The sequence below is a fragment of the Candidatus Amarolinea dominans genome (assembly GCF_016704685.1).
GTDB lineage: Bacteria > Chloroflexota > Anaerolineae > SSC4 > Amarolineaceae > Amarolinea > Amarolinea dominans.
Window position 1 is genome coordinate 1 of sequence record NZ_JADIZS010000008.1, and the last position, 24,297, is coordinate 24,297.

Annotated in this window: 38 protein-coding genes, 1 tRNA gene and 3 pseudogenes; 17 read left to right on the forward strand and 25 right to left on the reverse strand. The window is 62.5% G+C overall.

From position 1 onward, the window contains the following. Positions 1-501 precede the first annotated feature (501 nt). Positions 502-1,493 (reverse strand): annotated as a pseudogene (gene fni / locus IPF85_RS06410) (type 2 isopentenyl-diphosphate Delta-isomerase); the annotation flags it as partial. Between the two features lie 226 nt (positions 1,494-1,719). On the opposite strand from fni, the gene IPF85_RS06415 reads away from it, so the two are divergent. From IPF85_RS06415 to IPF85_RS06475, 13 genes and pseudogenes are all read left to right on the forward strand, one after another. Beyond that, the gene (locus tag IPF85_RS06415; RefSeq protein WP_343407247.1) at positions 1,720-1,956 is read left to right on the forward strand and encodes an acyl carrier protein; all 237 of its coding nucleotides are present in this window, start codon (positions 1,720-1,722) and stop codon (positions 1,954-1,956) included. A gap of 171 nt (positions 1,957-2,127) precedes the next feature. Continuing rightward, complete coding sequence (locus IPF85_RS06420) at positions 2,128-2,436, forward strand: NTP transferase domain-containing protein (protein WP_343407248.1); 309 nt, start codon at positions 2,128-2,130, stop codon at positions 2,434-2,436. Continuing rightward, positions 2,385-2,633 (forward strand): NTP transferase domain-containing protein, encoded by a 249-nt coding sequence (locus IPF85_RS06425; protein ID WP_343407249.1) that lies wholly within the window; start codon positions 2,385-2,387, stop codon positions 2,631-2,633. Before IPF85_RS06420 ends, IPF85_RS06425 begins: the two co-directional genes overlap by 52 nt. A gap of 159 nt (positions 2,634-2,792) precedes the next feature. Further along, positions 2,793-3,065, forward strand: a complete 273-nt coding sequence (locus IPF85_RS06430) for an MGMT family protein (protein WP_343407250.1) — start codon at positions 2,793-2,795, stop codon at positions 3,063-3,065. A 20-nt stretch (positions 3,066-3,085) separates the two neighbouring features. Beyond that, the gene (locus IPF85_RS06435; protein ID WP_343407251.1) at positions 3,086-3,892 is read left to right on the forward strand and encodes a carbon-nitrogen hydrolase family protein; all 807 of its coding nucleotides are present in this window, start codon (positions 3,086-3,088) and stop codon (positions 3,890-3,892) included. Positions 3,893-3,952: 60 nt separating this feature from the next. Then, positions 3,953-4,159 (forward strand): beta-eliminating lyase-related protein, encoded by a 207-nt coding sequence (locus IPF85_RS06440; protein WP_343407252.1) that lies wholly within the window; start codon positions 3,953-3,955, stop codon positions 4,157-4,159. A 28-nt stretch (positions 4,160-4,187) separates the two neighbouring features. Then, positions 4,188-4,373 (forward strand): annotated as a pseudogene (locus IPF85_RS06445) (beta-eliminating lyase-related protein); the annotation flags it as partial. A gap of 98 nt (positions 4,374-4,471) precedes the next feature. Beyond that, a complete protein-coding gene (locus tag IPF85_RS06450) occupies positions 4,472-4,984 on the forward strand; it encodes a beta-eliminating lyase-related protein (protein WP_343407253.1) in 513 nt (170 codons plus the stop codon). 94 nt (positions 4,985-5,078) lie between these two features. Then, a tRNA-Asp gene (locus IPF85_RS06455) sits at positions 5,079-5,151 on the forward strand. Between the two features lie 211 nt (positions 5,152-5,362). Continuing rightward, positions 5,363-5,626, forward strand: a complete 264-nt coding sequence (locus IPF85_RS06460) for an AbrB/MazE/SpoVT family DNA-binding domain-containing protein (protein WP_343407254.1) — start codon at positions 5,363-5,365, stop codon at positions 5,624-5,626. Continuing rightward, positions 5,614-5,953: pseudogene (locus IPF85_RS06465) on the forward strand (type II toxin-antitoxin system PemK/MazF family toxin). The gene IPF85_RS06460 and the pseudogene IPF85_RS06465 overlap by 13 nt, the downstream one beginning before the upstream one ends. A 38-nt stretch (positions 5,954-5,991) precedes the next feature. After that, positions 5,992-6,237 carry a hypothetical protein gene (locus IPF85_RS06470; RefSeq protein ID WP_343407255.1) on the forward strand — a complete coding sequence of 82 codons (246 nt, stop codon included), beginning with the start codon at positions 5,992-5,994 and terminating at the stop codon, positions 6,235-6,237. After that, the gene (locus IPF85_RS06475) at positions 6,238-6,606 is read left to right on the forward strand and encodes a HigA family addiction module antitoxin (RefSeq protein ID WP_343407256.1); all 369 of its coding nucleotides are present in this window, start codon (positions 6,238-6,240) and stop codon (positions 6,604-6,606) included. A 49-nt stretch (positions 6,607-6,655) separates the two neighbouring features. On the opposite strand, the gene IPF85_RS06480 is transcribed toward IPF85_RS06475, so the two are convergent. The 6 genes from IPF85_RS06480 to IPF85_RS06505 form a co-directional block, all read right to left on the reverse strand. After that, on the reverse strand, positions 6,656-6,787 hold the full coding sequence (locus IPF85_RS06480) for a hypothetical protein (RefSeq protein ID WP_343407257.1): 132 nt from the start codon (positions 6,785-6,787) through the stop codon (positions 6,656-6,658). Between the two features lie 518 nt (positions 6,788-7,305). Continuing rightward, the gene (locus tag IPF85_RS06485) at positions 7,306-7,740 is read right to left on the reverse strand and encodes a hypothetical protein (RefSeq protein WP_343407258.1); all 435 of its coding nucleotides are present in this window, start codon (positions 7,738-7,740) and stop codon (positions 7,306-7,308) included. Positions 7,741-8,245: 505 nt separating this feature from the next. Further along, positions 8,246-8,455 (reverse strand): methyltransferase, encoded by a 210-nt coding sequence (locus tag IPF85_RS06490; protein ID WP_343407259.1) that lies wholly within the window; start codon positions 8,453-8,455, stop codon positions 8,246-8,248. Further along, positions 8,442-8,753 (reverse strand): methyltransferase, encoded by a 312-nt coding sequence (locus IPF85_RS06495; protein WP_343407260.1) that lies wholly within the window; start codon positions 8,751-8,753, stop codon positions 8,442-8,444. Before IPF85_RS06495 ends, IPF85_RS06490 begins: the two co-directional genes overlap by 14 nt. Beyond that, positions 8,750-9,262, reverse strand: coding sequence for a hypothetical protein (locus tag IPF85_RS06500; RefSeq protein WP_343407261.1), 513 nt, complete (start codon positions 9,260-9,262; stop codon positions 8,750-8,752). Before IPF85_RS06500 ends, IPF85_RS06495 begins: the two co-directional genes overlap by 4 nt. A gap of 465 nt (positions 9,263-9,727) precedes the next feature. Further along, positions 9,728-9,973, reverse strand: a complete 246-nt coding sequence (locus IPF85_RS06505; protein WP_343407262.1) for a hypothetical protein — start codon at positions 9,971-9,973, stop codon at positions 9,728-9,730. A gap of 252 nt (positions 9,974-10,225) precedes the next feature. Between IPF85_RS06505 and IPF85_RS06510 the strand changes: the two genes are divergently transcribed. Then, entirely contained in the window at positions 10,226-11,104 is an 879-nt protein-coding gene (locus tag IPF85_RS06510) for a tetratricopeptide repeat protein (protein WP_343407263.1), read from the forward strand. Positions 11,105-11,129: 25 nt separating this feature from the next. After that, positions 11,130-11,246, forward strand: coding sequence for a hypothetical protein (locus IPF85_RS06515; protein ID WP_343407264.1), 117 nt, complete (start codon positions 11,130-11,132; stop codon positions 11,244-11,246). A 404-nt stretch (positions 11,247-11,650) separates the two neighbouring features. Here the strand turns inward: IPF85_RS06515 and IPF85_RS06520 are convergent, their stop codons facing one another. The 3 genes from IPF85_RS06520 to IPF85_RS06530 all read right to left on the reverse strand — a co-directional run bounded on the left by IPF85_RS06520 (position 11,651) and on the right by IPF85_RS06530 (position 12,649). Then, entirely contained in the window at positions 11,651-11,857 is a 207-nt protein-coding gene (locus IPF85_RS06520) for a hypothetical protein (protein ID WP_343407265.1), read from the reverse strand. 214 nt (positions 11,858-12,071) lie between these two features. After that, the gene (locus tag IPF85_RS06525; protein ID WP_343407266.1) at positions 12,072-12,233 is read right to left on the reverse strand and encodes a hypothetical protein; all 162 of its coding nucleotides are present in this window, start codon (positions 12,231-12,233) and stop codon (positions 12,072-12,074) included. A gap of 98 nt (positions 12,234-12,331) precedes the next feature. Continuing rightward, positions 12,332-12,649: a HigA family addiction module antitoxin gene (locus IPF85_RS06530; protein ID WP_343407267.1), complete on the reverse strand. Its 318-nt coding sequence runs from the start codon at positions 12,647-12,649 to the stop codon at positions 12,332-12,334. A gap of 146 nt (positions 12,650-12,795) precedes the next feature. Here IPF85_RS06530 and IPF85_RS06535 point away from each other — a divergent pair, with 146 nt between their 5' ends. Next, the gene (locus IPF85_RS06535; RefSeq protein ID WP_343407268.1) at positions 12,796-13,095 is read left to right on the forward strand and encodes a hypothetical protein; all 300 of its coding nucleotides are present in this window, start codon (positions 12,796-12,798) and stop codon (positions 13,093-13,095) included. Between the two features lie 151 nt (positions 13,096-13,246). Here IPF85_RS06535 and IPF85_RS06540 read toward each other — a convergent pair whose 3' ends face one another. The 14 genes from IPF85_RS06540 to IPF85_RS06605 all read right to left on the reverse strand — a co-directional run bounded on the left by IPF85_RS06540 (position 13,247) and on the right by IPF85_RS06605 (position 21,186). Then, the gene (locus tag IPF85_RS06540) at positions 13,247-13,555 is read right to left on the reverse strand and encodes a hypothetical protein (protein WP_343407269.1); all 309 of its coding nucleotides are present in this window, start codon (positions 13,553-13,555) and stop codon (positions 13,247-13,249) included. A gap of 68 nt (positions 13,556-13,623) precedes the next feature. Further along, on the reverse strand, positions 13,624-14,853 hold the full coding sequence (locus IPF85_RS06545; protein WP_343407270.1) for an NAD(P)-binding domain-containing protein: 1,230 nt from the start codon (positions 14,851-14,853) through the stop codon (positions 13,624-13,626). 36 nt (positions 14,854-14,889) lie between these two features. Next, positions 14,890-15,510, reverse strand: coding sequence for a hypothetical protein (locus IPF85_RS06550; RefSeq protein WP_343407271.1), 621 nt, complete (start codon positions 15,508-15,510; stop codon positions 14,890-14,892). 236 nt (positions 15,511-15,746) lie between these two features. Continuing rightward, positions 15,747-16,160, reverse strand: coding sequence for a nuclear transport factor 2 family protein (locus IPF85_RS06555; RefSeq protein WP_343407272.1), 414 nt, complete (start codon positions 16,158-16,160; stop codon positions 15,747-15,749). A gap of 19 nt (positions 16,161-16,179) precedes the next feature. Next, positions 16,180-16,608: a nuclear transport factor 2 family protein gene (locus tag IPF85_RS06560; RefSeq protein WP_343407273.1), complete on the reverse strand. Its 429-nt coding sequence runs from the start codon at positions 16,606-16,608 to the stop codon at positions 16,180-16,182. A gap of 28 nt (positions 16,609-16,636) precedes the next feature. Beyond that, a complete protein-coding gene (locus tag IPF85_RS06565; protein WP_343407274.1) occupies positions 16,637-17,014 on the reverse strand; it encodes a cupin domain-containing protein in 378 nt (125 codons plus the stop codon). A gap of 30 nt (positions 17,015-17,044) precedes the next feature. Further along, positions 17,045-17,446 carry a nuclear transport factor 2 family protein gene (locus IPF85_RS06570; protein ID WP_343407275.1) on the reverse strand — a complete coding sequence of 134 codons (402 nt, stop codon included), beginning with the start codon at positions 17,444-17,446 and terminating at the stop codon, positions 17,045-17,047. Between the two features lie 194 nt (positions 17,447-17,640). Next, complete coding sequence (locus tag IPF85_RS06575; protein WP_343407276.1) at positions 17,641-18,048, reverse strand: ester cyclase; 408 nt, start codon at positions 18,046-18,048, stop codon at positions 17,641-17,643. 150 nt (positions 18,049-18,198) lie between these two features. Then, positions 18,199-18,642 (reverse strand): ester cyclase, encoded by a 444-nt coding sequence (locus IPF85_RS06580; RefSeq protein WP_343407277.1) that lies wholly within the window; start codon positions 18,640-18,642, stop codon positions 18,199-18,201. 23 nt (positions 18,643-18,665) lie between these two features. Further along, positions 18,666-19,088: an ester cyclase gene (locus tag IPF85_RS06585; RefSeq protein WP_343407278.1), complete on the reverse strand. Its 423-nt coding sequence runs from the start codon at positions 19,086-19,088 to the stop codon at positions 18,666-18,668. Positions 19,089-19,793: 705 nt separating this feature from the next. Next, positions 19,794-20,159, reverse strand: coding sequence for a hypothetical protein (locus tag IPF85_RS06590; protein ID WP_343407279.1), 366 nt, complete (start codon positions 20,157-20,159; stop codon positions 19,794-19,796). A gap of 268 nt (positions 20,160-20,427) precedes the next feature. After that, positions 20,428-20,673, reverse strand: coding sequence for a hypothetical protein (locus IPF85_RS06595; RefSeq protein ID WP_343407280.1), 246 nt, complete (start codon positions 20,671-20,673; stop codon positions 20,428-20,430). Next, entirely contained in the window at positions 20,657-21,055 is a 399-nt protein-coding gene (locus IPF85_RS06600) for a hypothetical protein (protein ID WP_343407281.1), read from the reverse strand. Before IPF85_RS06600 ends, IPF85_RS06595 begins: the two co-directional genes overlap by 17 nt. Next, on the reverse strand, positions 21,043-21,186 hold the full coding sequence (locus IPF85_RS06605) for a hypothetical protein (RefSeq protein WP_343407282.1): 144 nt from the start codon (positions 21,184-21,186) through the stop codon (positions 21,043-21,045). Before IPF85_RS06605 ends, IPF85_RS06600 begins: the two co-directional genes overlap by 13 nt. Positions 21,187-22,421: 1,235 nt before the next feature. On the opposite strand from IPF85_RS06605, the gene IPF85_RS06610 reads away from it, so the two are divergent. Beyond that, entirely contained in the window at positions 22,422-22,691 is a 270-nt protein-coding gene (locus IPF85_RS06610; RefSeq protein WP_343407283.1) for a hypothetical protein, read from the forward strand. 135 nt (positions 22,692-22,826) lie between these two features. On the opposite strand, the gene IPF85_RS06615 is transcribed toward IPF85_RS06610, so the two are convergent. Continuing rightward, the gene (locus IPF85_RS06615; protein ID WP_343407284.1) at positions 22,827-22,994 is read right to left on the reverse strand and encodes a hypothetical protein; all 168 of its coding nucleotides are present in this window, start codon (positions 22,992-22,994) and stop codon (positions 22,827-22,829) included. Between the last annotated feature and the right edge of the window lie 1,303 nt (positions 22,995-24,297).

The window sequence follows — 24,297 nt, forward strand, 5'->3', positions numbered from 1 at the left end:
CATCGCCCCAGATGCCGAGAATGTCATCCTGAATCTGGAACGCGAGACCGAGCGACTCACACCGAAGTGATGCAGCGCTCAGTTGCTGCGTTTGTGCGCCCCCAGCCCCACGCCCATCTCTCCCACACTGGCCGCCAGCAGCGCGAGCCGTCTTGCCACGAATCATCTGCAGATAGTCATCCGTGGTGACATCCAGGCGGGCCTCGAAGCCCAGTCCGGTTGACCTTCAGTGAGGGCGACTGCAGGCATGGACGAAACGCTGCACCGTCTCTCCATGACCTGCACAGCCGACACGACGGGCGCCAGGTTGAGCAGGCTCTCAAGCGCGTGGGCAAAGGGGGCATCTCCGACATTGATGGCCTGCGGTCGCCAGCGCCCAGACCGTAGGGCGATGGCGGCGCGTCGGGCTATTGTCTTCCACATCGTCGTATACCAGGAAAATTTGTTACGCAGCGAACGCCAGCGCGGCCTACGACCGTGAGAGCGATGACCGGATCGCCCCCCGGCACAGAACATGCCAATGCGCATCTCTTCGACCAGGGTGTCAATCGTATCGAGGACCGCTTCGGTCGAGACCGCGGCGGCTTTGAGGAACGGCCCGGCCAGGCCCACCGCGTCAGCGCCCAGGGCCACACACTTGAGCACGTCCAGGCCGCTGCGGATGCCCCCGCTGGCGATCAGAGGCACGCCCGGCAGCGCAGCGCGACATTCGGCCAGGGCCGTCGCGGTGGGCAGACCCCAATCGGCAAAAACGCGGGCCAGGCGGCGGAGGCGCTCGGTGGGCGCCCGGAAAGCTCCACCTGACTCCAGGAGGTGCCGCCTGCGCCGGCCACATCAATGGCCGCAACTCCGGCATCGCACAACTGCGCGCCAGGTCACCGCCGATGCCCCAACCAACCTCTTTGGCAATGACCGGTACGGGTAACTCGCGACAGACCTGCGCGATCTTAAGTAACAGGCCGACCAATCCCAGTTGCCGTCGGTTTGCAGTGCTTCTTGCAGCGGATTCAGATGCAAAATGAGCGCATCGGCCTCGATCATCTCCACCGCCCGGCGGCAGTGATCCACGGTGTAACCGTAATTCAACCGCACCGCCTCCCAGGTTGGCCCAGGGAGAAGGATGTCGGGCGCCACGTGGCGCACCTGGAACGTGACGGCTGTCTCAGGCGCCTCCAGCGCCGTGCGCTGCGAACCGACACCCAGGGCCGAAGCCCGCGGGCCTGTGCCGCCTCCGCCAGGCGTTGATTGATCTCCTGTGCGCGTGCGGTGCCGCCTGTCATGGATGAAATCAGAAGCGGCGCTGACAGGCGTTTGCCCAGCAGAGAGTGCTGCAACTCAACAGCGCCTAAATCAAGCTCCAGCAGCGCCTGGTGACGCAGGCGGTAAGACTCCAGTCCGGTGGTCAGGTTGGGGAAAGTGACATCTTCTTCCAGGTTGATGCGAATGTGGTCGGCCTTGCGCTCCTTGTGGGGCTGGCCGCGATCTGCCTGCATGGCGTGTCTGTATCCTTCCGTAACTTTGTTTGTCATCTGGTGTTCCAGACGTGAGGCGAATGAAGTTCGTCACCATCTTACCAAGTGGTCATAGCCTTGTCAAGTGCCTGAATTGACAGTGCCTAGTAACCCTGCTAGAATAGTCAAAAGGTTAAGTTGAGTAGCCCCGCTGTGACTTCTCAAGCTATCATTGGCGAGCAAGACGTGTAAAGGGAGGAATTCTCACGTGAACGACACTTACGATCGGATCAAGGCGATCATCGTCGAACAGTTGGGCGTGGACGAAAGTCGCGTCACGATGGATGCCAGCTTTCGCAAGGACCTGGAGGCCGATTCACTCGACCTGGTTGAGTTGATTATGGCCTTCGAAGAGGAGTTTGGCGGCGAGATCAGCGACGAAGAAGCTCAGACGATTACCACCGTGGGCGAAGCCGTGGCGTACATGGCGCGCATGCGTAGGTAGGGGCATGCGCTGAGGGACATACCCGGGTTGCCTGGCAATCGCCGGTTTTTGTGCCCAAATGTCTGACAAAGGCCCGCTGACAAGGGGAGTGACTCACGCCTGACCTCGAGCGCCAGGCGCGCAGTTACAGGCCAATCGGTCAAGCGGGCTTTTGTTTGGGAGCGGTTAACGATGACTGGCATCTCGGCGATCATCCTGGCCGGCGGTGAAAGCCGACGCATGGGCAGCAACAAGGCGCTGCTGTCCCTGGACGGGCAGCCGCTGATTGCGCGCACGGCCGCATGCCTGCGCCCGCTGGCCGATGACCTGATTGTCGTGACCAACACCCCCGAGTCTTATCAGTTCCTGGTGGCCGATTTTGCTGCTCGATTGATACCTGACGCCCTGCCGCGCGCAGCGGCCCACGGGGGGTTTACTCCGGCCTGCGCATGGCCCGCGGCGACCTGGCACTGGCGGTGGCCTGCGACATGCCCTTTCTGAACCCGGCGCTGCTGGGCTTCATGTTGACGCTGGCGCAGGCGGGGTACGATGTGGTGGTGCCGCAGGTGGACGACCTGCTGGAGCCGCTGCACGCCGTCTATCGGCCGGCCAGTTGTACGCCGGCTGTCGAACGCCATCTGCTGGCGGGTGACCGGCGCATGATCTCTTTTATGCGGCTGTGCAGGTGTGCCAGGTGACAGCCGCGGACGTGGCGCTTCGACCCTGGGCGCCTGTCCTTTGTCAATGTCAACACGCCAGAGGAGTGGAAGCGATGGCAAATGTTTTCGAGCGCGTCAAAGTCCTGACCGGGCTGATTCCACGGCCGCGCGGTCACCTATGGCCAGGTGGCGGCCTGGATGGGCGAGCCACGCGCCGCGCGCACGGTGGGCTGGGCCTTGCACGGCTTGACACATGAAGAGGCCGCTGGCGCCGTGCCCTGGCATCGGGTGCTGGGCAGGGCTGGCCCGCACTATGCTCGCGTCACCACCAGTTGTGAAACGCACAGCGCCAAGCTCCAGCGCCAATTGCTTGAGGACGAAGGGATCGAGTTCGATCAGCACGACCGCATTGACCTGACCCGCTTCGGCTGGGACGGCCCCACCTGGCCCGTCCTGGAACAGATCTTGTAACCCATCGAGGAGAAAGATTCATGCGAGAAATTACGATTGCCGTGGTGCAGTTCCAACCAACTCTGAACGAGCCTGATGAGAACATCCGCCGCATGTCCGATTTTATCAACAAAATTTGCACCGAGCAGCCGGTTGACCTGGTGGTTTTCCCAGAGCTGACCACCACCGGCCATGAATGTGGCCTGCGCTTCACCGACTATGCCGAAACCGTGCCTGGCCCCACCGTCAGCCGCATCGCCAAGGATGCCGGTAATACAACACCCATGTCGTCTTCGGCATGGTGTCCGGGCGCCAAAGTAGAGAGTGTGCTCTACAACACCGCGGTGGTTATCGGGCCGGACGGGGAACTGATCGGCAGCTATGGCAAAGTTCACCTCAAGGGTGAAGAACGCCTGGCCTTCCGCAACGGCTTCCGCTTCCCGGTCTTCGAGACGGAATGGGGCAACCTGGGCGTGCTGGTCGGCTGGGACATGGCCTTTCCCGAAGCGGCGCGCAGCTTGGCCCTGGATGGCGCGGACGTGGTGGCGGTGTGCGCCAACCGGGAGGGCTTGCCGCATCAGGACGAATGGCGCGCCTACTGCGTGGCCCGCGCGTGCGAAAACTCGGTCTTCGTCGCGGCGGCCAACCGCGTGGGCGAGGAGCCGAGCTACCAGTTCTTTGGCGACTCCATGGCGCGCTCAGCCCGCGCGGCGAACGCTACACCGGCCTGGAAGATAATGCCGAAGGCTACGGCATTGCGCGCATCAACCTGGACCTGGTGCGCCAGGCGCGCGAGGAGTTTCAGCTCTTCCAGTGCCGCCAGCCGCTGGCCTATCGGAATGTGGTGAGGAAGTATTAGGAGAATGCTGAATGCTGAATGCTGAATGCTCAGAGCTGAATGATGAGTGATGAAGATCATTGATTTACGTTCGGATACGATTACGCGGCCGACGCTGGCGATGCGGCTGGCGATGGCGAACGCGGTGGTGGGCGATGATGTGCTGGGCGATGACCCAACGGTGCAGCGGCTGGAAGCGCTGGCTGCGGCGGCAGCTGGGCGCGAAGCGGCCCTGTTCGTCGCCAGCGGTCATATGGGCAACCTGGTCTCCTGCTGACGCACTGCGGCCGCGGGATGAGATCATCGTGGGCGATCAGGCGCACATTTTCTATTATGAACAGGGCAGCGCGGCCGTGGTGGGCGGTATCCATCCGCGCACGGTGCCCAATCAGACGGACGGCACGTTGGCTCTCGATCAGATCGAGGCAGCGATTCGGGGCGATAATGTGCATTTTCCGCGCACGCGCCTGATCTGCCTGGAGAACACGCACAACCGCTGCGGCGGCGCGGTGCTCGACGTGGCTTATGTGCAAGCTGTCGGCGCCCTGGCGTTGGCGCCATCAGCTCAAGCTGCACGTGGACGGCGCGCGTGTTCAACGCCGCGGCGGCGCTGGGCGTGGAGGTCAGGGAATTGGCAGCCGACGCTGATTCAGTTTCCTTCTGCCTGTCGAAGGGCCTGGCCGCGCCGGTCGGTTCGGTGGTGTGCGGTTCGGCCGCGTTCATCCAGCAGGCGCGGCGCAACCGCAAGCTGCTGGGCGGCGGTATGCGTCAGGCCGGCGTGATTGCCGCGGCCGGCATCGTGGCCCTGGAGCAGATGGTGGAGCGGCTGGGGGACGATCATGCCAACGCGCAACGCCTGGCCGCGGGCCTGAGTCAGATTCCCGGCCTGACCGCCGACCCCGCGCGTACCCAAACCAATATCGTGATGTTCGAGCTGACCCGCCCGGAAATGACCCCCGCGCACCCGCAGAGCGCCCTGGAAGCGGCGGGCGTGCGCCTGTTCACCGTCGGCGGCCGGCGGCTGCGCGCCGTGACTCACTACGAAGTCAGCGCAGAGGACATCAACGAGGCGCTCGAGCGCGTGGCAGCCGTCATGGCTTGATGTGACCGCGTCCTTTGCCGCCTGAAAACTTGACGAAAGCCCCCGTGCATGGTAAGATGCCGTTCGTCAGGTTGAACACAGTTCAGCTCGACAAGGGGGCGTGGTGTAGCGGTTAACATGTCGGCCTGTCAAGCCGAAGACCGCGGGTTCAAATCCCGTCGCTCCCGCTCGAAGCAAGGCGTCTGTGCATTTATTGCACAGGCGCTTTTGTTTTGCCGGCTGGACGCAGGGTTATTGAGCCGTAACCGTTGTTTCCGCAGAAGTTCTCTGTCATGCCGATCCTTACCTTATTGCGTAGAGGAAATGTCCCGCCCTGACGGTTTGACACCCGTCATTGATGTAATTATAATGTAATTACATTTGTTGAGGAGGAAAGCTATGACAGTCGCGATACAGACGCGTATCGTGCGCATCGGCAACTCACAGGATTCGCATCCCAAGCCGCTGTTAGAGCAGGCTGGGATTGGCGACAGCGTAGAGCTAGAAGTACACGACGGACAGATCTCCATCCGGCCGGCGCGCCGCGTCCGCGCGGGCTGGGCCAAAGGGTTTGCTGCGATGGCGATGGCAGGAGATGATCCACTGCTGGATGGCGCGCAGCTTACGGCCACAACCTGGGACGAGGAGGAATGGGAATGGTAACTGGCCCGGTGGATCGGTTCGATGTCTACCTGGTTCTTCTCGACCCGACCCTGGGCAGCGAGATACAGAAAACGCGGGCCGTGTCTGGTCGTATCGCCAAACGAGATGAACCACCACATCGCGACAGTAATCGTGGCGCCCATGACCACGAAAGGCCGGCCTTACCCAACCCGGGTTCCCTGTACCTTCGAGGGCAAAGAGGGACAGGTGGTACTCGACCAATTGCGCACCGTTGACAAGCTCCGGTTAGTGGTCGGCTGGGCCGCATCGCGGAAGAGGGTCCAGGAAACGGTGTTGATGACGCTGGCCGAGATGTTTGCGTCTTGAACGCCTGCTGCCTGTCAGATCGAGTTTTGGATCGGTCCATGATATCATGGGCGGCGGTTGCGCTGCGCAGCAACATGGACGCGGCCGAGTACAAGCACGTCCGCAGGGAAATCCTCTTCATTGATGCCCGCAAGCTGGGCGCGATGACTGCGCTCGCTGACCTGACGCTGTTTCCAGGCTGGCGACTCGAACAGCTCCAAGGAGGACAGAACCGGCCAGTACAGCATTCGCATCAACGACCAGTACCGGATTTGCTTCCAATGGAACCCGGATCGACGTCCTGAATGTCGAAATTACCGACCGCCACCAAGCGCCGCAGCGAAAATCATGGCGCTGACATCGAGGCTAGTATGACGATTACATCACGACGAGCGATCGCAGTGCATCCTGGCGAGATCCTGCAAGAGATTCTCGACCAGAACCAGATCACCCAATCCCTGGTCGCTGAGCGCCTGGGCATGGCGCAATCCAAGATCAGCGACATCTGCCGCGGCAAGCGGGGTATGACGCCTGACATGGCGATGCGGCTGGGCAGACTGTTCGGGCAGAATCCCCGCTTCTGGCTCAACATGCAGGAGAACTGGGAGCTTAGCCAACTGAACGAGGCAGCCTACGCCGGAATCGAGCCGATTCATCTGCAGACGGCAGTCTAGCGGCCGAGCGAGCCGCAGTAGAAACTCTGCCAATACCGCGCCGCGGCCATCAGCGCCAACGCGGCGTCGGGGATGGTGCTCCATTGGCTACTGGAAAGGCCAGCGCCTGCGAACTCATCTCCGCCAGTTGTTCCGGCTGGGGCGGGCTGCCCACGACCTGGCGCGGGCCGCCCAGCCTCAAGCTTGCTTGCTTTAGGCTGGGGCGGTGGAGAAGGTGCCCGAGCCAAAGAGGCCCTGATCCCAGCCAGGGAGCCCGGGGTCAGGCCGATGCCCAGGGGGCTGCTGATCAGGCCCAGGAGAAGCCGGAGAGCAACCAGTAGGCGAGGCCAGACGGCAGTGTGGTCAGCATGGAAGCGATGCCCATGTCCGGAAATGGCAACCAGCTCAGGCAAGTGCCGTTCAGCTGCCAGGCCCGGCCCCTGACGCGCCCCGGCAGGATGACCAGGGCGCATTAGGGCGCTGCCCGCCCAGAATGTGCCGGCAGCGATGTGAATCAAGCGCAAGATGATCAAGATGAGTTGCATGATGACCTTATCTCCTTGGTAAAAATGATTGGAATGGGTTCAACCTGACTCCGCAGGCGGTTACGTCGCCGTTCGCCGGCGCGCGAAGGCGCAACCAGATAGGTGATGATGGCAATCAGGATCGCCGTGCCCATGATCGGTGCGAAGACCTGCTTGACCGGCGCGGACTGCAGCATCAACCCCACGACCCGAAGCCCGACCAGGCCCGGTTCGATCCCCAGAAGATGACGTGATCGGCCCACGGCACACCGCGAACGCCGCCCGCTCGCCAGCCCGCCGCCAGGCCCAACAACCCGTTGGTCATCACGCCGATGAACATGGCGTGATTCATGGCAAAGACCATCCAGAAGGGGATCTTGGAGAAGTCCGGCGGGTCGCCATAGGCGCCGGTGATGAAACTGACGATCATGGTGGTGATCAGGGCCAAGTTGGCGACGAGGAAGAAGGCGCTGATGGCATAGTGCCGGGCCGGGCCGCCCGCCAGCCAGCGCACGGCCAGCATCTTCGGCCCCAGCCGCACCAGGTAGATGATGATGCCGATGACCTGGAAGGGGATGTACAGGCCGATCAGTATCGCCCCAGCCGCAGGGGCGGATCCGCCAGCACTCACCGCCGACCGTTCGCCCCTCAACATCCAGAAGATCACTGGCGCAGGCGGCTGATGAAGCCGAAGGTGATCGGATCACGCGATTAACCAGCGTGCGCGGCGTGGACGTGCGCCATCAGCATCGGGCGGGCGAACTCCATCCCGCATCGAGGCCGTTGAGGATGCCGACGACGACGGTGGAAAGGAAAGATCAACAGCCCGGCTTGCAGGAGCATTGATCTCGCGGCAGGGACTGGTGTTCATGCCGTCCCTCCTTTGCGAGCCATCAGAATCGCGGCCTCGCCGGGGAAGCCGGAGCAGCAGTTTTCCATCGGCTTCTCGATGTAAAAATGGGGGGCCGAAGTCCGCTTCTACCTCCACCGGGCTGCATCGGCCCGAAACCGGACAACGCCAAGATCAGCCGGTCGTACCAGCGCAGCAGCCGACTAGGTGGACATAGAATGAACTGGCTAAAATCCGCGTGGGATCAGGGGCAGCACTTGCCCTGAGGCCTTTGGCGAGCGCCCGGCTACAGCGACGCCTCCACCAGGCGCAGCGGGAACATCGGCGATTCGGTCGGGACGATGATGCGCTGCATCTGCAGGCCGGCGTTTTGGAGCAAGGTGCGGAACTCCGTCGCCGTGCGCTCGCGCCCGCCGATCTGCACCAGCATATGCAGGTCGTAGAACAGGCTCAGGACTTCCACAGGCTCTTCGATCACCCGGTCAATGATCAGCAATTTCGATCCGGGCTACATGGCTTGCCAGCAGCGTTCCAGGATGACCGCGCACTTCGCGTCGGACCAGTCGTGCAACACGGCTTTCAGGATCAGCAGGTCGGCCGAGGGCACGCTCGAAGAAGCTGCCGGCCACCACCTCGACCCGGTCGTCGAGCTCGCCCAGCACATGGTTCGCCACCACGCCCGGCAGGTCGTAGAGGATGCCGCGCAGATGCGGATTGGCTTCCATGACCCGCTTGAGAAAAGGCGCCCTGGCCGCCGCCGACATCGCAGACAGTGCGGAACGGGGAGAAGTCATACGCCGGAACGAGGGCAGGGTCGGTCATCTGGGCATAGGTCGCCATTTGCTGCTGGAAGGGCAGGCCCAGTTCCGGGTACTGCTCCCAGATAGTCGAAAAAGGGCATGCCCATCACATGCGTAAAGGCGCTCTCGCCGGTGGTCAGGCTGTAGGCGAAGTTCTGCCAGGGGCGCTGGTAGGCGTCCGTGCCCATCATCTGGATGCCGTTGTACAGGCTGCCGGGTGTGTCCTTGAGCGTCATCCGGCCCAGGTTGGTGAGCGCGCAGCGGTCGCCCTCGCGGGCGGTGATCTCGGGGGTGGTCGTCATGCGCAGGGCGCGGTAGAGCGTGTCCCGGTGCAGGCCGCACGCGTCGGCGATCTCATCCACGGTGCGGGGTTGGCCGGCCATCTGCTCGATCACGCCGGTCTTGACGAGGCTGTGGCAGAGCATCAGGCTCGCCCAGCCCTGCACCCACTGGAAGAAGCGGGCCTGAGGCGGGACGGCGGGCGGGGTGTTAGGTGTGGTCATCTGTTCATCTCCTTTGGCAAATTGCCATTCATCTTGATCGTCCCGCAGAGGTTAGCCAGCCTGCGGGACAACCTCATTCTACTCTGTCTTCGCCTGCCGCAGGAACAGCAACCCTGTGACACCGATGGTGATGTGGCTGTACACAACCGATTACTGTTCGATGTTGTCCGATAGTTCGCGTTCGATGTGTTGTTCTGTTGGCTCACCTCCCTTCATCCAGGCCGTCAGGTGCGCTGAGCTTGGTCCAGGAGGTGAAGCCGGTCCACCAGCCCGTTTGCGGGTCTTCAGGCTGATGCGCCGGTCCGCCGGTCCGCCGGGGACGCTGCTGGCCGCCTCCACAGGCTGAGCACGAAGATGCGATAGCGGCCTGGCCGGCTCTTGGAATGCTGAGGCATGTGTGCTGGCTTACCTCTCGAATTCGTGCTACACTTGCCCCATCATAGCACGGCATCGTTTAGAGATCGTTTATTGGGGGACTCCATGATGCAAGAGCTCAAAATCCATCTCTTCGGTGGCGTGGAGATCGCGCTGAACGATGTTCCCCTTGGCTCCTTCTCTCCAGGCACAGATGGTCCCAAAACGCAGTTCGGTAAATTCTTTCAGGCGCACGAACTCCTGTTGGTTCTCGACAATCTCGAACACCTGCTCAGCTTCGCCGACATCCTGGTTGAATTCCTGCGAGATCGCCCGCAGCCTGGATTTTCTTGCCACGTTCCAACGCGACATTCCCGAACGACAAAGAAGCCTGCGCGCGGTTTTCGATTCCTCCTGGGCGCGCCTCACGGCGGAAGAGCAAAACGCCTTCCTGCGCCTTTCGACGTTCCTCGGCGGGTTTACCCTCCCCGCCGCGCAGGCTGTGGCGGACTGCCCGTTTTCCCTGCTGGCGTCGTTGACCGACCGCTCTTTCGTGCAACGCGACCCGGAAGGGCGCTACTCCATCCACGAAGTGTTGCGCCAGTATGCATGGGAGAGGAAGCAGAGGCGGCATTTGCGCTCGACCAGTTGGGCGTTGCCGCCTGGCTGACGGGAGACTCCGAACAGGCGCGGGATTTGCTTGGGGAAGCCGTTGAAATTCGCCGCAGGTTGAACGACCAGTCGGCGCTGGCAAATTCACTCCTGAGTTTAAGCGGCGCGCTGTATATGTTGGGCGATTTCGAGGCAATGTCGGAAACGTCCCAATCGGGTTTACAACTGGCTGAGACACTCGGCAATCGTCGCCTGGCCGCCCATTTCAACGTCTCTCTTGCAAACGTCGCATACATCCGGGGCGCGTATGCCGCTTCTCGCCGTCAATTGGCACAGAGCCTCGCCATTTACGAGGAAATTGCAGACAGGGAAAGCCAGGCATTGGCGCTCCATTTGCTCAGTCGGGCGACGCTTGCCCTGGGCAAGGCAACCGAGGCGGAAAAGCTCAGCAGGGAAAGCCTCATCCATCGCCGCGAGATCGGAAACAAGGGCGGGATGGTGGAAACCCTGACGATGTCAGGGCGGATCGCCTGCGCCACCGGCAGGATTCAGGACGCGAAGGAGTTCTACCATGAGGCGCTCGCAATTGCCGTAAACATTCAGAGCGAACCCGTCTTTGCCTACGTTTTCATCGGGCTGGCGGAGTTATTGCGAAGGGAAGGCAAGGAACTGCAGGCGGCGGAAATGCTGGCCTTCGCGAGCCGCTATTCCAGCTTTCCCGACGCCCGCGCCGAGGCCGCGCGGCTGCGTAGGGAGATAGAGGCGTCGCTCCAGCCAGGCGCCTGGAATTCCGCACAGGAAACCGGCCGGCGGCTGAATTTGGAACAGGTGGTTGAGCGATTCGGGGCGAGATGTCCGACGACGTGGCAGCCATGAGATACCTGAGTACCTGAGCCTCAGCGTGAGCTTCGACTATGACCTGGTGGACGGCGCGCCCGCCGCGCGTTTCGTCCAGCGCTTGAAGGAACTCGTCGAAAGCGGCTACGGGATAGAACAAGCAGCGGAGGAACGTGGATAGAGCGCGCCGATGCTTTGCCGCGGTGGAGTTTCATGTCCACGTCTGTTCTTCCGGCACCCAGAGTCCCTCGAGGCGGCCGTGGATGGGGGCAGGTCGGTGTCGCGGTAACCGGAGAAGAAGTGGATGCACTCGGCCAGCACCTCGTCTGGCGGTGGCGCCGAGCTGGTCGAGCTGAGCCTTGCGCTCCACAGCGACTGCCATGCCTGTCGCCATCCGGGGGGTGTCGCACCATCTGCCAGCGCTGCTCGCCTCCTACACGGCGCCGTGACCACGAACGCCACCGAAATCTGTAGTTGCGTCTCACCCCAGTGTAGCCAATCTGATGCAAGTACGCTAGGCTGCCATGAGTTCCGGGTGGGGCGCAATATGCTTGAGCGCCTCCACATAGCTGCGAAGCGCGGCGATCATGCGCTCTTCTCGCTGCCTTGCGCCTGAAACCAAGCGAGTAGATCCGGATCCACAGGCACAACAACCACTACCTGGCCTTCGGGCATCCGCCAGACGGCTCTGGCGAAGAACGACTCGTCCAGCAGCGGAACCTCTGACCGGTCAATCATCTCATCTGTCAACGAGTCAACCAGCGCCCAATTGGTCTCTGAGGAGTTGTTCATATTTGATCCGCTCATAGCTTGTTGCCTTCATCCTGGTTCCATTCTACCATTCCCAGTTGTTGCCGTCAAAGCGCTGCGTCAGCGACAGGGCATGACCAAGTGCGCCGACTCCATCATAGACTGCCGATTATCCAAAGTTCGCGCCAGTTGAATAGCGCGCCTGATCTCTCGTTTCTGCAACGACTTATCGCCGCCCAACAGAAGCAGATAGACCTCAGAGTGAAGGAAAGTGTTCATCAACAAGCATTGTATCCGATTGGATACTATCCTTCGGACACCGGCCGCGACAACTCAAAATCGTCGTCTCGGCCGCGTCCTTGATGCGGTAGAGGAGGGCGGTCAACAGATCGGCGAACTGCGTCCAGTCGGCGGGCATAGGAGGCTCCGGCTGGGAAATCCCAGGAATTTCCATGCGGAGTTCTTCGAGAGCGGCGCCAGGGGGAGTACACAGCGTGCGCCCAGAGGTGTTGCTGGCTAGGCAGGAACCGCTAACGGTTGGATGCGCATCAGGTCCGCCTGGCTACGTCGCGCCAACTCCCAGAGGTCCCGGGCCTGTTGGGCGTTGAGCCAAAACGCAGCGGAGTTGCCGAAAAGGCGGGCCAGGCGCAGCGCCATCAACGGCGTGATCGCCCGCTCCTCGCGCAACAGCTCGTGAATGGTCTGGCGCGATACGCCTAACGCCGCAGCCAGTCCGCTGGCAGTCAATCCGTAGTCTGGCATAAAATCCTCGCGCAGCATCTCGCCGGGATGCGTGGGTGGAGTCTGCCGTTGATCTGTGTTCGCGATTGCCATCGTTCTTACACCTCAATGATAGTCCGCAATCTCAACTTCGTAGGCATCACCGACGGCAAACGTTCTGATCATGCGTGGATTGTAACGCGCCACGTGACAACTGTCAAGGTAAGATATCGGCCCGGCTGGACTTCTACCTCTACTTCGTGACTGAGCTGATCCGGCTGATTCCCCAGGACAAACGTGAAGGCGCAACCTTGATTCTGGACGAATTCGGCTCAGCCGCCACACAGCGGACGGAGCTACGCCGGTTCATGACGGCCAGAAGCATCCCGCGTAGCTTCAAGCGCATCCTGGTCAAGCGCTCCCGAAGCGAACCGTTGCAGGTTGCCGATCTCATAGCAGGGGCGGTCCTTACGGCGATGCCGAGGCGGACGCCGGAAGCCTACGAATACGTGACAGGAAACTCAGGCAAGTTTGGGAGTATCGAGGATAACAGACAATAACCCGCCCCGCTAGCCCGATCCTTCACGCAGAAGGGGGCAGGCCGCCATCCTGGCGATTGCGGCGATTCTGTTCGTCCCGCTGCTGATGGCAGAGCGCGCCGCCCAGGGGCCGGCTGCAGGGGCACCTCATGGTTGTGGGATGCAAACGGAACTACGCCACGATGTTGTAGAACTCCCGCCGGCCCGACTCAACGAGCGGCATCATGCGGGCGAACCAATCGCCGAACTCCGGCATCGCGAACTCCTCGGCGATGAACTGCTGCCACGCCGCGAAATCGGCCACTTCGATTTCGGTGACGACCGTGAAGAAGGGGCCGCTCGCATCGGTCAGAGTGCGGTTGCCGCGCAACTCAATACTGTGCTGGCCATGCCGCCAATGCTCGGCGATCTCCCCGAAAAGGGCGACCAGTTCATCGCCCCGACCATACTTTGCCTGAAAGACATCACGTACCAGTAACATCGTGTACTCTCCTGTTCTTAATGGATTGTTCATTCTGATTGCTCATTCTGATTGCTCATTCTGATTGCTCATCCCCCTGCGATATGCCCGGCGATGAACGCGGCATCGTCGCCCACGCCCAACAGCAGGCCGGATTTTTGCGTGTGCAGCCAGGGCATGCCGACGAAATAGAGGCCGGAGTAGGCTGTGACTCCGCGCTGTTGCAGCGGAAAGCCATCAGCGTCGGTCACGGGCAGCTTCACCAGGCTGAAGTCGAAGTTGTAGCCCGCCGCCCAGATCACCGTCGTGATTCCAGCCTCTTGCACGTCCAGTTCTGTGATGATCGACTGGTCGTAGCCGTCTCGCAGCCCAACCCGTCGTTCCTCCGGCGCAGCCAACCCGTTGCGGGCAATATAGCTGTCAATCAGGCCGAGCACGCGGGCTTCGAGTTGGTCAGACTTGGCCAGGGATTCGTGCAGATCGGGCGCCATGCCGAGCCGGCCATCGCTTGCGCCCGTCAGGTGGCCTAACAGCGTCACGCCATCGCGGGCGAACTGGTGCAGGTTGAGATCGTGCCCGCCGCCCGCGCCGGAGACGTGCGGATTAGCTGCGAACCGCGCTTGGGGCGAGGGGAGCATGTCGGGCGTGCGGTCGAAGAAGCCAGCCAGGGTCAGCCACTCGTAGGTATCCTTGCCGCGATAGCACCGCGGCGCACGGCCGGCGCCGCCCACGCTGTGGAAGACCCGCCGGCCGGCCTTGTGCAGCTCCTCGGCGATCTGGCAGCCCGACTGGCCGCTGCCGACCACGAGTACGGCGCCGGGCGGCAAGCTCGTCGGGTTGCGGTAACCCTCGGAGTGCAGTTGCAGCACATCTGTCGGTAGTTCGGCCGCAAACGCGGGGATCTTGGCGCGCTGGAAGAGGCCAGTGGCGATCACCACGTTTTGCGCCGCGAAATCGCCTGCGGTCGTGCGCACCCGATAGCCGGGACGATCGGTCAGTGGCTCGACCGCGGTCACGTCCACCCCAAACGACACCGGCAGAGCGTGGCCGGCCACGTAGTGTTCGAAGGCAGCTACGATCTCATCGCGTGGCATGAACCCATCCCGATCATCGCCCGCATACTCCGCGCCCGGCAGCCGGAACGTCCAGTTGGGCGTCACCAGGGTGAAGCTGTCCCAACGCTGGCGCCAGGCGTGGCCGGACCGGTCGGCCTTCTCCAGGACGATGTGCTCGCGGCCGTGCTGCTTGAGCCAATAGCTGGTGGCCAGCCCGGCCTGCCCGCCGCCCACGATGACGGTCTCGACGCGTTTTGTGGTCATCTCAATCCCCAATTGAATGCCCATACGACAGGTGCGTCACCGCAGGCTGCCATACGCCTCACGGAGGTGCGCCTCGACCTGCCGCCAGTCCTCGGCCACGTCGGTCGAATAGCCGCCCGTGATGCGGTCCACCCTTGCGGCCGCATCTGCTCGCTGCTCGGCCGAGCGGCGGATCGCCTCCGGCGGCGCGTCGAACAGCGCGGCGTGCAGCCGGGCGAGTGACGCGACCATCGGTTCGATGTCGCCTGTGTGGTTCGGCGCTTGCTTGCGTTCGAGCGCCAGCCGGCGGTGGACGACCCAATAATCCACCTCCAGAGCAGCCAGCGTGTGCGCGTCGGCTTGCAGGCCACGAGCACGGCGTGCCTTTTCGTAGAAGCGCTGCAGGTGCGCGGTGGCCCCCGGCACGTCGTTGTCTACCGGCGCAAAGGCGATGCTGGCCCGCACGATGTCAATGGCCGCCACGACCGCAGTCGGCAGCGCCATGCGGAACTGCTCGCGATTCATCTGCACCATCAGCCCGAAAACGGCCGGCCAATTGCGGTCATAGTATGCCCGCCAGCCGGCCGCCTCGAGATAGGCGACGCGCTCCGGGTCGAACGGCGGCTCTTGCGGCTTGAGAACGGTTTGCGCAGACATGGCTCGTACTGAGTCGCCCATTGCAGGTGTATCCTCTCGAACAGATGAGGTGGCAGAAGTCGAAGTTGGCCCCACCTGGACTCCCCACAGCGAAACGATCGCAACCATCGCGGCGATCCGCAAGGCGCCCCAGATTCGCTCCCTGGCCGTGCTGCGCTTCCGGATGTCATGCCGGGTCGCCTCATCCATCCAACTCGCCCGGATCATCGTATTCGTCCTTACGTACGTTAAAGTTACCTGCACGAGCCGCTATCCGATCAGCCCTGGGCCGCCGCGATGTGCTTGGCCGTGTCCGCATAGTGCCGCATCCGGACGACCTTGCCCGCGTCGTTGAGCGTCCACAAGTGGATCTCTTCGTCGCGATAGCGTCGGTCGGTTCCCCTCACATCGCAGGCGATCACAAACTCAACCGCCACCTGATTGCCGCCCGCCATCAACGACAGGATGCGCAGTTCGGTGACTTGAAGCAGGCTACCCATGACCTGGAAGAACTCCAGCGCGCCGGCTTTGTCGTGCCGAGCTTGCAGCCAGGGGACGCCCGCCTTCTGGGCGGTATTGTCGGCCCATTCCTCCCAGCGCACATCGTCGGCCAAGTGGCCCAGGATGGTCGGGATGTCGCCCTTACCGAATGCTTCGTAGATCGCGCCGATGGTTGCGAGATTGTCGCTCATGGAATACCTTTCTCCTGGGTCACGCGGGTTGCGGCGCCGGCAGGTGGCCCAACTGCATCAGCAGCCCCAATCCGTCCGAATAGTTGTGCCCCTCGTCGGTCAGGCCATCGGCGTCGAAATGCCACACCTCGCACACGTCCAGCGAGAAGGACTTACCGCTGGCTGGGAACGCCAGCAGCGGGCCATCCTGGATGCCGACCGCGCGGAACTGGGCGATGACGTAGTCGCCGGCGTCAATGTAGCGGGCGTCAACGATGCGCATGTCCGATGACATGGCGAAGTGACTCTCCATCCAGCCTCGGAACTCGCCCCGGCTGTTCACAACTTGGCCGCGGCCGTGATCGGTGAAGCGTACCCGCTCAGCCACAGTCTGCTGGGACTGGTCAAGCCTCTTGGCGCTGAACGCCTGATGGGCGTTGCGCAGGGTCTTTATGTTCTTGCTTTCCATGTTGGGTCTCCTTGAATGGTGAAGTTCGCTATCCTCTGGAGGTCATGGCCTGCATGTTGCGCCCAACGACCTCCATCGTCTGTGCCCACGGCCCAATCGGGCTGAACTCGACATACTCGCAGCCGGCCTCCAGGACAGGCCGATGGCCCGGCGGCGCGTAGTAGGCATCGCCCGCGCTGTAGACCTCCTCCCGGTCGGCAAACCGAAAACGCATGCGGCCCTTCACGACATAACCCCAGTGCGGACACTGGCAGCGGTCGTCCGGCAGGCCGGCGAACAGCGGCCCTGGGTCGGCCTCCTGCCGTGTCTCGCCACGTTCAATGATCATGCCACCCCATTCGACATGGCGGATCGTCACAGATGGGATCTCAACGTCAATCGGGAAATCATTCAGTGTGCCACGCATCGTTTGCCTCCAGTAGTATGAGTCGAACTCTCAGAACGGATAGGCCGTTGCGTCGTCAAGGCCGATGTAGTCGACAACTTTCTCGTTGCGCAACGTCCAGATGTGCACCAAGAGGACATCAAAGGGTCTCCCGGTCTGCCTGACCAGGCCGTTCCACTTGATGAGCACGACCACTTTGCTGTCTTGTGCGACAATTTCGAAGGGATTGAACCCGCGCACCTCTACGGCTTCATTGAGGGCCCTAAAGAACTCCACGATCTCCGCATGACCTCGGCAGGGTTTGCCCCATTGACCGGGAAAACGGCCTTGCCCATACGGATTGATCCAGGTGGCATTCTCGTCGACATAGGCGAGAACGGCTGGAACGTCGCCGCGCCCAAACGCTTCGTAGACCTTCTGAATGACCTGCACGTTCGTCTCGACTGTTGACATAGGAATTGTTCTCCTTTCCTAGAGTTGGTAGCTGACAGATTGGTAGATTGGCAAAATGGTCAGAGCCATTGTCGGCCGATTGCCCGCAGGAGGCCCGCCACATCCCAGATGAAGTCCGCTTTTGTGATCTGGCCCATCGATTGCAACAGGGTAGAAAGTTGAGACCCCCGCGCACCATCTACCATCGCGGACTGCTACCCCGGGATGAGCCCGAGCTGCTGGAGCATGCCGAGCATGTCGCTGACTTCCCGGCGCTCCGCAATTTTTCCGTTCACCACGGTGTCAATCACGATGGACTCGTTTTGGAAGGACCGTCCCGTGGGCGGAATGCCGTTGAGCGTCCCCGTGTGCGTTCCGCTCCATGCCACCCGACTCACGACCTTATTGCCGTCCTCGAACTGCTCCAGGACGGTCTCGTGAAGGTCGGCAAACCCGGCGAGAAAGGCAGAGCCGAGCTGTTTGTAGCCCGCGAGATCCAGCGGCCCTGGCGCACTGGTCGTGTAGACGACAAGATCCTCGCTGAAGAGTGGCATACACCCCTCCACATCGTGTTGATTGCCATACGTTTCGAAGAACTTGAGCGAGACGGATTTGTTGGACATGGAATGCCTCCTGAATTGGTAACTTGGTAACTTGGTAACTTGGTGGATCGGTAACGGTCACTGATGTGCTGGCCGATCGCTCAGACATCTTGAGTCTACTGCTTCCGGCATTCAATCTCCAGACCGAAAGCTGCTCACTTTTTGCTCACTTCACAGCTCTGGCAGCAGGCCGATGGCCCGCAGCAGGCCTGCCACATCCCAGATGAAGTCCGCTTTTGTGATCTGGCCCTCTTGCAGGGTGAAGGTTGAGACCCCGCGCACCGTCACGTGGCGGCCGCTGGCCGGGATGTTCATCAGCGTGCCCAGATGGGTTCCTCGCGCAGTCCAGAGCGCCACGGCGCGTTCCCCCGCGACGATCAGGTCACTCAGCGTGAAGGTCACATCGGGGATCGCCTGGAAGTAACCCGCCAGCGCCCGGCGGATGGCCGCGGGACCGTGTTGCGGCCCGACCTGAGCCACGTCGTTCCCCTCATACTCGGCCGCGAAGAAGGCCGTGGCCCGATCCAGGTCATGCGTGTTCCAGGCCGCAATCAGGTCGGTGATCAGTTGCTCCGACGAGCTGTGGCCTGCTGGCGTATCGTTGAACGTAGACATGACGCTGCTCGTCGAAGCGCGCCTCAACTTCCCGCAGGGAGCACGCCGAGCTGGCGCAGCTCGCCCAGATCGTCGCTCTCCACCCACAGCTCGGCGATCTTGCCGCCCGCGATGCGGAAGATGTTGATGCCGGTGGCGACGATCTCCTTGCCCGTCGGCGCAACGCCCGCGCCCGCGCCGGTGTGTTGGCCGCGGAAGGTCCAGCGGATCACAACCTTGTCGCCGGCCGCGATGGCATCTTCCAGGGTGAAAATCGGGTTAGCGTAGATGCCCAGCAGGCCAGCCCGGCGGGCGAGCAGCGTCTGCGGCCCGGCGGTGATCTGCTGCCCGGCCACATGGCCGACTGCATCTGCGGCGACGATCTCAGCGACCGCCGTCGCGTCCCCGCGATTCCAAAAATCCGCCAGATAGCGGCGGGCGAGGGTCTCGTTTGACTGAACTGACATGGTTGTGCCTCCTGAGTCGTATGATCGGACCACGTGCGGCCCTGATGATCCGAATATACGCCCGAACGTTGCTCATTCACCAGATCATTTTTTGTTCACTTGGCGCTCATTTGCGCGCCCCGGCCGGCCGCCGAATGGGGAAACAAAAGTGCGGCTGCCATCAACGGCAACCGCACTTTTGCAAGGGGGCCTTCTGAACAGGGGGTTAGAGTTCCGGCAACAGTCCGATCTCTCGCAGCAGCCCGGCCACATCCCAGATGTAGGTCGCTCGCAAACTTGCCCGTTCGGAACGTCAGGAGTGAGGCGCGCACGGTGATGCGCCGTCCCGTGCTGGGGATGTTCATCAACGGGCCGCTATGGGTGGCGTGCGCCCGCCATACCTGGACGGCGCGCTCGCCTGAATGACCGCATCCTCCACCGTGAAATGGATGTCGGGGAACGCCGCCAGGTAGGCCGCCACCGGGCGGCCATCCCCTCCGGCCCGCGGTGCGGCGCGGCTTCACCGATGTTCTCCCCTCGTAATCCGCCGCGCAAAGCGCCGCCCACGCTGGGGATCGTGCGAATTCCAGGCGTCGGTCAGTGCGCGGCCAGGCGCGCAAGCGTTTCATGGCGGTCGTCCTGATCCGGCATCAGATCCTCCTTTGTCCTTTCACCGCCCACTTCCCGTTGCCCACAACACCGCCGTCACCTGGGCGATGCCGGCCATCAGGTGGCGGCGATAAGGTGCTGAAGGGTAAATCCAGCAATTCGGCCGCGCGTTCCTGGGTCGGCGCGGGTTGAAAATGGGTGTGATGCAGCGCCCGGTGGAGTTTGGATCCGGGGTGAGGCCTGCGGCGCGTCAGCGGCCTCCTTGATGAGCGCCTGCAAAGCCACTGCCCGGTCGGCCGGCGCAGCATGGCGGACCGCGTCGAGCACCAGCCGCGAGCGCATCAGCGGGTTCCGCGCAACACGTCCGGGCCGCACGAAATCGCGCAAGGCATCCCGCACCGCGACGGCGAAATCGGACTGGCTGAGCACGACGATCTGCTCAGCGAATTTCGCCGCTGCAACGGCCGTCGCAGGCGCGCCCACTTCCGCTCACCCAGCAACATCAGCCAGGCGGCCGGCGGCTCGCCCGCCAATCGTGCCCATACGCACCGTAAGCCCGCTCCCCCATGACAAACCCGCCTCGGGCAGCCGGGTCAGGTCGGCGCCAGAGGCCAACACCATCTCCCAGAAATCAGCCTGCGCGCAGGGAAAGAAGGTGAAGCGGGCCGGGCGTGGTGGAGTGGTGGCTGACCGCCTGGATGAAAACCAGGCTTTGCACAGGTGAGACCGCCTGATGAGGTCTCTTCGCCCATCAGAAACGGAAATGGGTGGCCCTTTCGCCGGGCCGCAGCGCCGCGTGTCTGTTCAGGTAAGTCCACGCCGCCTGCGCCGCAGGATCGGCCTGGAGATCTGGGGAGCGGCGCGCTCCAGCGATCATCGCCATGAAACCGATCGGCGCCTGATGCGCGTCACGAAATACCAGGAAGCTCTCGGGCTGCCGCGCCAGCCAATGAGTGGCCAAACGCGCCGAGTCCGCGCCCTCATGTTTGCTGACCATCGCGGCCAGCGCCGGCCAATCGGCTGCGCGCGGCATCCGGCAGGATGCTGCCCCCTTCGGCCCACTCGAAGAAGGGCCGGACGGCCGGATTTTTCACGATGCAGAAAGACGAGATCGAACAACAACCGCTGCTGCCTGTCGCGCTGCTCAGCGCCCAGCCGACCAACGTAGAAGCTGCGCTCGCCGGTGCAGTTCTTTGTACCAATCGGGATGCCGCCAGCGCAGGTCGGTCACCAGCGCCTCGCGGGCCAGATCGTGCGGAAAAGAGGCCCAGCGGCCCCGACTCGATGAATGACAGGCCGCCCAACCAATCGAACAACTCGTGGGGATCGGGCGGGGCCAGCATCTCTGCCAGCAGCGGCTCGCTGATCAGCCGCACCAACGCGGGCTTACGGCGCGATGGGCAGGGCCGGGCACTTTCTGCACGAACTGTTCCAACAGGGTCTTGATGATGTCGGGCGCAGCTTCCGGCTGAAAGATGACCGCCGGGCGCTGGGCGAACGTTTCTGCCACCAATGACAGGGCCAGGGGATGTCCCGTGGGTGAAGGTCAGGACGGCCTGACATTGATCTTCGGGGACGTTGCGTTGCCGCAGATACGCGCGGCTCTCTTCGGGCTGAGATTGCGCAGGGCAAGACCCGCAGCAACGTCTGCCAGCCTGGATCGGCTCGCCAGGCCAGGCAGGCGGGTTGCGGCCGGCCAGCACGACCAGCACGTTCTCCGGCGGTTGGGGCAGGAACACCTCGCGCAACCAGTTGTCCAGAGGCGCCAGCCAGCTCGCAGAGTGTCTACCAGGATCACCTGTCGCCCCCGCCAACAGTCGGAAAGGGCGCCGATGTCTCGTTTGAGCATGATGGGCAGAGTCGCCCTGCTGGCGCGTTCAGAAACGCTTCCGGCGCTGGCTCAAAGTTGCGTGCGTCAGGTAGGCTGGGGCCCTGGGTCTCCGTGGCGATGCTGCTGAACTCGCGCAGGAGCGAGGGACTTGCCCATGCCACCCGACCCCAAGACATACAGCACGAGGAACGGCGAAGTCAGCCGCGGCCAATGCCGTCCGGAAAAGCCTCGCGCTCGGCTATGCGACCGACGAAATAGCGTCGCCGCGCAACCAGCAACCACGATCCGCCAGACGGGAATGACATCGCTCACCTCACGTGGATACAAAAAAGCACAGAACAACGGCGCAATTGTACCATAAATATGGACTGGTCGTAACTGCTCAGGCGGCCCCTCCGGCCGCTATCGAGACCATTCTCACTGCCTGTCTGAGCGGTTACCCTAGCCTCACCAGTCGAATATAGTGCCTGGTCAGCTTGAACAACTCGGTCAGGTGCATTCTGATCGGATGCACGGGCGGTAGATCGCGTAGCCCTTATGCAGCTTGTGGCCCCACCAGAAGAGGGTATCGGTCACGAGGTTGTGCGGCAGATTGATGAGCCAAAGCGGATGAGCGGCTCCAGCCGCGGCCATTCGACGCCGATGCCGAACAACCGCTGCAAGTGCTCACGGCATCTTGGCCTCCTTGCTCTCGAAGGTCAGGATGGAGCGTTCCCAGGCGACCTCGCTAAAATCATCCAGCGTGCCGGGCACCCAGCCCCCTTATCGCGAGGCAAATTTACCCAGTTCCGTGCCCGGATAGGGCTGGAAGAAACCGTGGGCGTGGCTGATCTGCGCCTCTCTGTTGAGGTGCATCGTCGCAAGTCATCTTCGAGCGTGCTGGTGGGTAGCCCCAGGATATTGGTGGCGGTGACGTGCATTCCGGTCTCGCACACCAGGCGGCCGGCGGTCACGATCTCCTCGCGGGTCATCCGCCGGTGGAGCAGTTCAGTGCGGATGCGGTCGTCGGCCGACTCGATGCCCATGCTCACGGTATGGCAGCAAACCCGGCCTGCCTGAGCAAGGTCAGCAGTTCGGGCTGTTTGACCACCAGGGCTGGCCTGCACGTTGCAGAAAAAGGGCAGGCCGACGCCAGCCGCGACCATTTTCAGCCAACTCGCCAGGCCAGACTTTGTCCACGATGAAGAGATCATCCACGAACACCACATGTTCCAGCGGCCACCGGGCACGTCTGCACCTCCTCCGATCATCATCTACCGTGCGGCGGTAGTGCGGCGCTCACCGGATACCAGTTCGTGGGCGCGTGGTTGAAACAATAGCTACAGTTGAACGGGCAACCGCGCGGTGATGAAGTGCTTGATGGCGCTTTGCGAAGCGGGGATGGCGATCATAAACCAGGGCGCGATCGGGGTGGGCAGGGTCAAAGCTCCTCGCACCAACGGCCGCACCGGCGATTTGACGATATGCCCGTCCAAAGCTAGAACCACCAGTTCGACATCTCGAGGCCGGAACGCCCTGGGCCAGGCAGTCAGCCAGATCGAGCAACGCCCTCACCCTCGCGCGGCAGAGCGCCATCCACCCCGGCTCTTCGATCATCTGGGAGAAGAAGGTGGTGCGGACCCCCGAAAGCCGAGAAGATCGGCTGCTTGCCCGCGGCGCTGCGGATCGGGGCGAGCGCGGCGCCCAACTGCTGGATTCAACGCCAGATACCCCGCCTGCGAGCCGGTCATCGCTGTAGGCCAGGATATCGGGCTGGTAGCTGACGGCCCGCGCCACCGGGTCTTCCTCGGTCGCCACGGTGAGCGCCACCTCATGCCCAGCCTGCTTCCAGCACCGCCGGTGACATGATGCCCTGGGGCTCGTAACTCAGTTCCTGGGAGACAAAATAGAATCGTGAAGTCATTCTCTGTAATCCTCTTTCTTCCATACACGTCGCTAAATTCCCGATACAGAGAAGAGCCCAGAGGCTCTTGTGCGCGCCGGGTGCGTAACAGAAGAGACCACCGGGCAGGCTGGCGACAAAGCTGCGTCAATTGCATGAGCAGCGAGACAGCCAACGTGTGGCGCTCACCCTATCCGGGACATAGAAGAAGGGATAGGCCGCCTGGCTGACGCCGAGACCGCCGATGGAGATCCCGGGAGCGTCATGACCAAAGCGATCCAACAGGTTGAACAAAAGAAGATGGCAAGCAGCGGCATCTGGCCACCCAAGCCTGGCCTGCGAGACGAGCCGGTTGACCAGTGCCGTACAAGGCCGAGGACGGCCAATCCCACGCGCGATCCCCACGGCCCGCAAGCGGAAGCGGTAAGCGTCCAAGGCCTACGAAGCAATGAGCCCATGTCCGCACTAATGGCTTACGAAGGCGCCAGCCCAAAGCGGCGTGATGATGCGCGCAACCGCGGGCTGAGCGGCATCGTGTTTCAGCCGACGAACTAACGCCGCCAGGAAGGCTACCCCTTCCATCTGGCGCGATCTAGCGCCCGACCAGGTTAACAGCAATGATGCAGGCGATGGCAGCTGAACTCATATGGGCCAGGGGAAACCCACGATGCGGTCCACTCCGCACGGAGATCGCCGCGTCAGCCAGACGGCCAGTGAGACGGGCTAACCCATACCGCCATGACCTTCACCGCCGAGGGTTGGCTGAGGGCAGGAAGTTGTTGAAGAAGAAACCGATGAATTGGAGCTCAAAACAGCCTCGCAAAGGGATGACGACCCCTGGGCTCGCAACAGCCACGTGCCATTTCGCGCCGTTGCGGCGACCCAGGCTAACACGAAGACCAACAGCG

Excerpts from the sequence above, each read along its gene's own strand:
- IPF85_RS06420 (WP_343407248.1), top strand. The coding sequence starts at position 2,128 with ATGACTGGCATCTCGGCGATCATCCTGGCCGGCGGTGAAAGCCGACGC.
- IPF85_RS06425 (WP_343407249.1), top strand. The coding sequence starts at position 2,385 with ATGGCCCGCGGCGACCTGGCACTGGCGGTGGCCTGCGACATGCCCTTT.
- IPF85_RS06430 (WP_343407250.1), top strand. The coding sequence starts at position 2,793 with ATGGGCGAGCCACGCGCCGCGCGCACGGTGGGCTGGGCCTTGCACGGC.
- IPF85_RS06435 (WP_343407251.1), top strand. The coding sequence starts at position 3,086 with ATGCGAGAAATTACGATTGCCGTGGTGCAGTTCCAACCAACTCTGAAC.
- IPF85_RS06440 (WP_343407252.1), top strand. The coding sequence starts at position 3,953 with ATGAAGATCATTGATTTACGTTCGGATACGATTACGCGGCCGACGCTG.
- IPF85_RS06460 (WP_343407254.1), top strand. The coding sequence starts at position 5,363 with ATGACAGTCGCGATACAGACGCGTATCGTGCGCATCGGCAACTCACAG.
- IPF85_RS06470 (WP_343407255.1), top strand. The coding sequence starts at position 5,992 with ATGATATCATGGGCGGCGGTTGCGCTGCGCAGCAACATGGACGCGGCC.
- IPF85_RS06475 (WP_343407256.1), top strand. The coding sequence starts at position 6,238 with ATGTCGAAATTACCGACCGCCACCAAGCGCCGCAGCGAAAATCATGGC.
- IPF85_RS06495 (WP_343407260.1), bottom strand. The coding sequence starts at position 8,753 with ATGACTTCTCCCCGTTCCGCACTGTCTGCGATGTCGGCGGCGGCCAGG.
- IPF85_RS06500 (WP_343407261.1), bottom strand. The coding sequence starts at position 9,262 with ATGACCACACCTAACACCCCGCCCGCCGTCCCGCCTCAGGCCCGCTTC.
- IPF85_RS06510 (WP_343407263.1), top strand. The coding sequence starts at position 10,226 with ATGGGAGAGGAAGCAGAGGCGGCATTTGCGCTCGACCAGTTGGGCGTT.
- IPF85_RS06520 (WP_343407265.1), bottom strand. The coding sequence starts at position 11,857 with ATGAACAACTCCTCAGAGACCAATTGGGCGCTGGTTGACTCGTTGACA.
- IPF85_RS06525 (WP_343407266.1), bottom strand. The coding sequence starts at position 12,233 with ATGCCCGCCGACTGGACGCAGTTCGCCGATCTGTTGACCGCCCTCCTC.
- IPF85_RS06530 (WP_343407267.1), bottom strand. The coding sequence starts at position 12,649 with ATGGCAATCGCGAACACAGATCAACGGCAGACTCCACCCACGCATCCC.
- IPF85_RS06540 (WP_343407269.1), bottom strand. The coding sequence starts at position 13,555 with ATGTTACTGGTACGTGATGTCTTTCAGGCAAAGTATGGTCGGGGCGAT.
- IPF85_RS06545 (WP_343407270.1), bottom strand. The coding sequence starts at position 14,853 with ATGACCACAAAACGCGTCGAGACCGTCATCGTGGGCGGCGGGCAGGCC.
- IPF85_RS06550 (WP_343407271.1), bottom strand. The coding sequence starts at position 15,510 with ATGGGCGACTCAGTACGAGCCATGTCTGCGCAAACCGTTCTCAAGCCG.
- IPF85_RS06555 (WP_343407272.1), bottom strand. The coding sequence starts at position 16,160 with ATGAGCGACAATCTCGCAACCATCGGCGCGATCTACGAAGCATTCGGT.
- IPF85_RS06560 (WP_343407273.1), bottom strand. The coding sequence starts at position 16,608 with ATGGAAAGCAAGAACATAAAGACCCTGCGCAACGCCCATCAGGCGTTC.
- IPF85_RS06565 (WP_343407274.1), bottom strand. The coding sequence starts at position 17,014 with ATGCGTGGCACACTGAATGATTTCCCGATTGACGTTGAGATCCCATCT.
- IPF85_RS06570 (WP_343407275.1), bottom strand. The coding sequence starts at position 17,446 with ATGTCAACAGTCGAGACGAACGTGCAGGTCATTCAGAAGGTCTACGAA.
- IPF85_RS06575 (WP_343407276.1), bottom strand. The coding sequence starts at position 18,048 with ATGTCCAACAAATCCGTCTCGCTCAAGTTCTTCGAAACGTATGGCAAT.
- IPF85_RS06580 (WP_343407277.1), bottom strand. The coding sequence starts at position 18,642 with ATGTCTACGTTCAACGATACGCCAGCAGGCCACAGCTCGTCGGAGCAA.
- IPF85_RS06585 (WP_343407278.1), bottom strand. The coding sequence starts at position 19,088 with ATGTCAGTTCAGTCAAACGAGACCCTCGCCCGCCGCTATCTGGCGGAT.
- IPF85_RS06595 (WP_343407280.1), bottom strand. The coding sequence starts at position 20,673 with ATGGTCAGCAAACATGAGGGCGCGGACTCGGCGCGTTTGGCCACTCAT.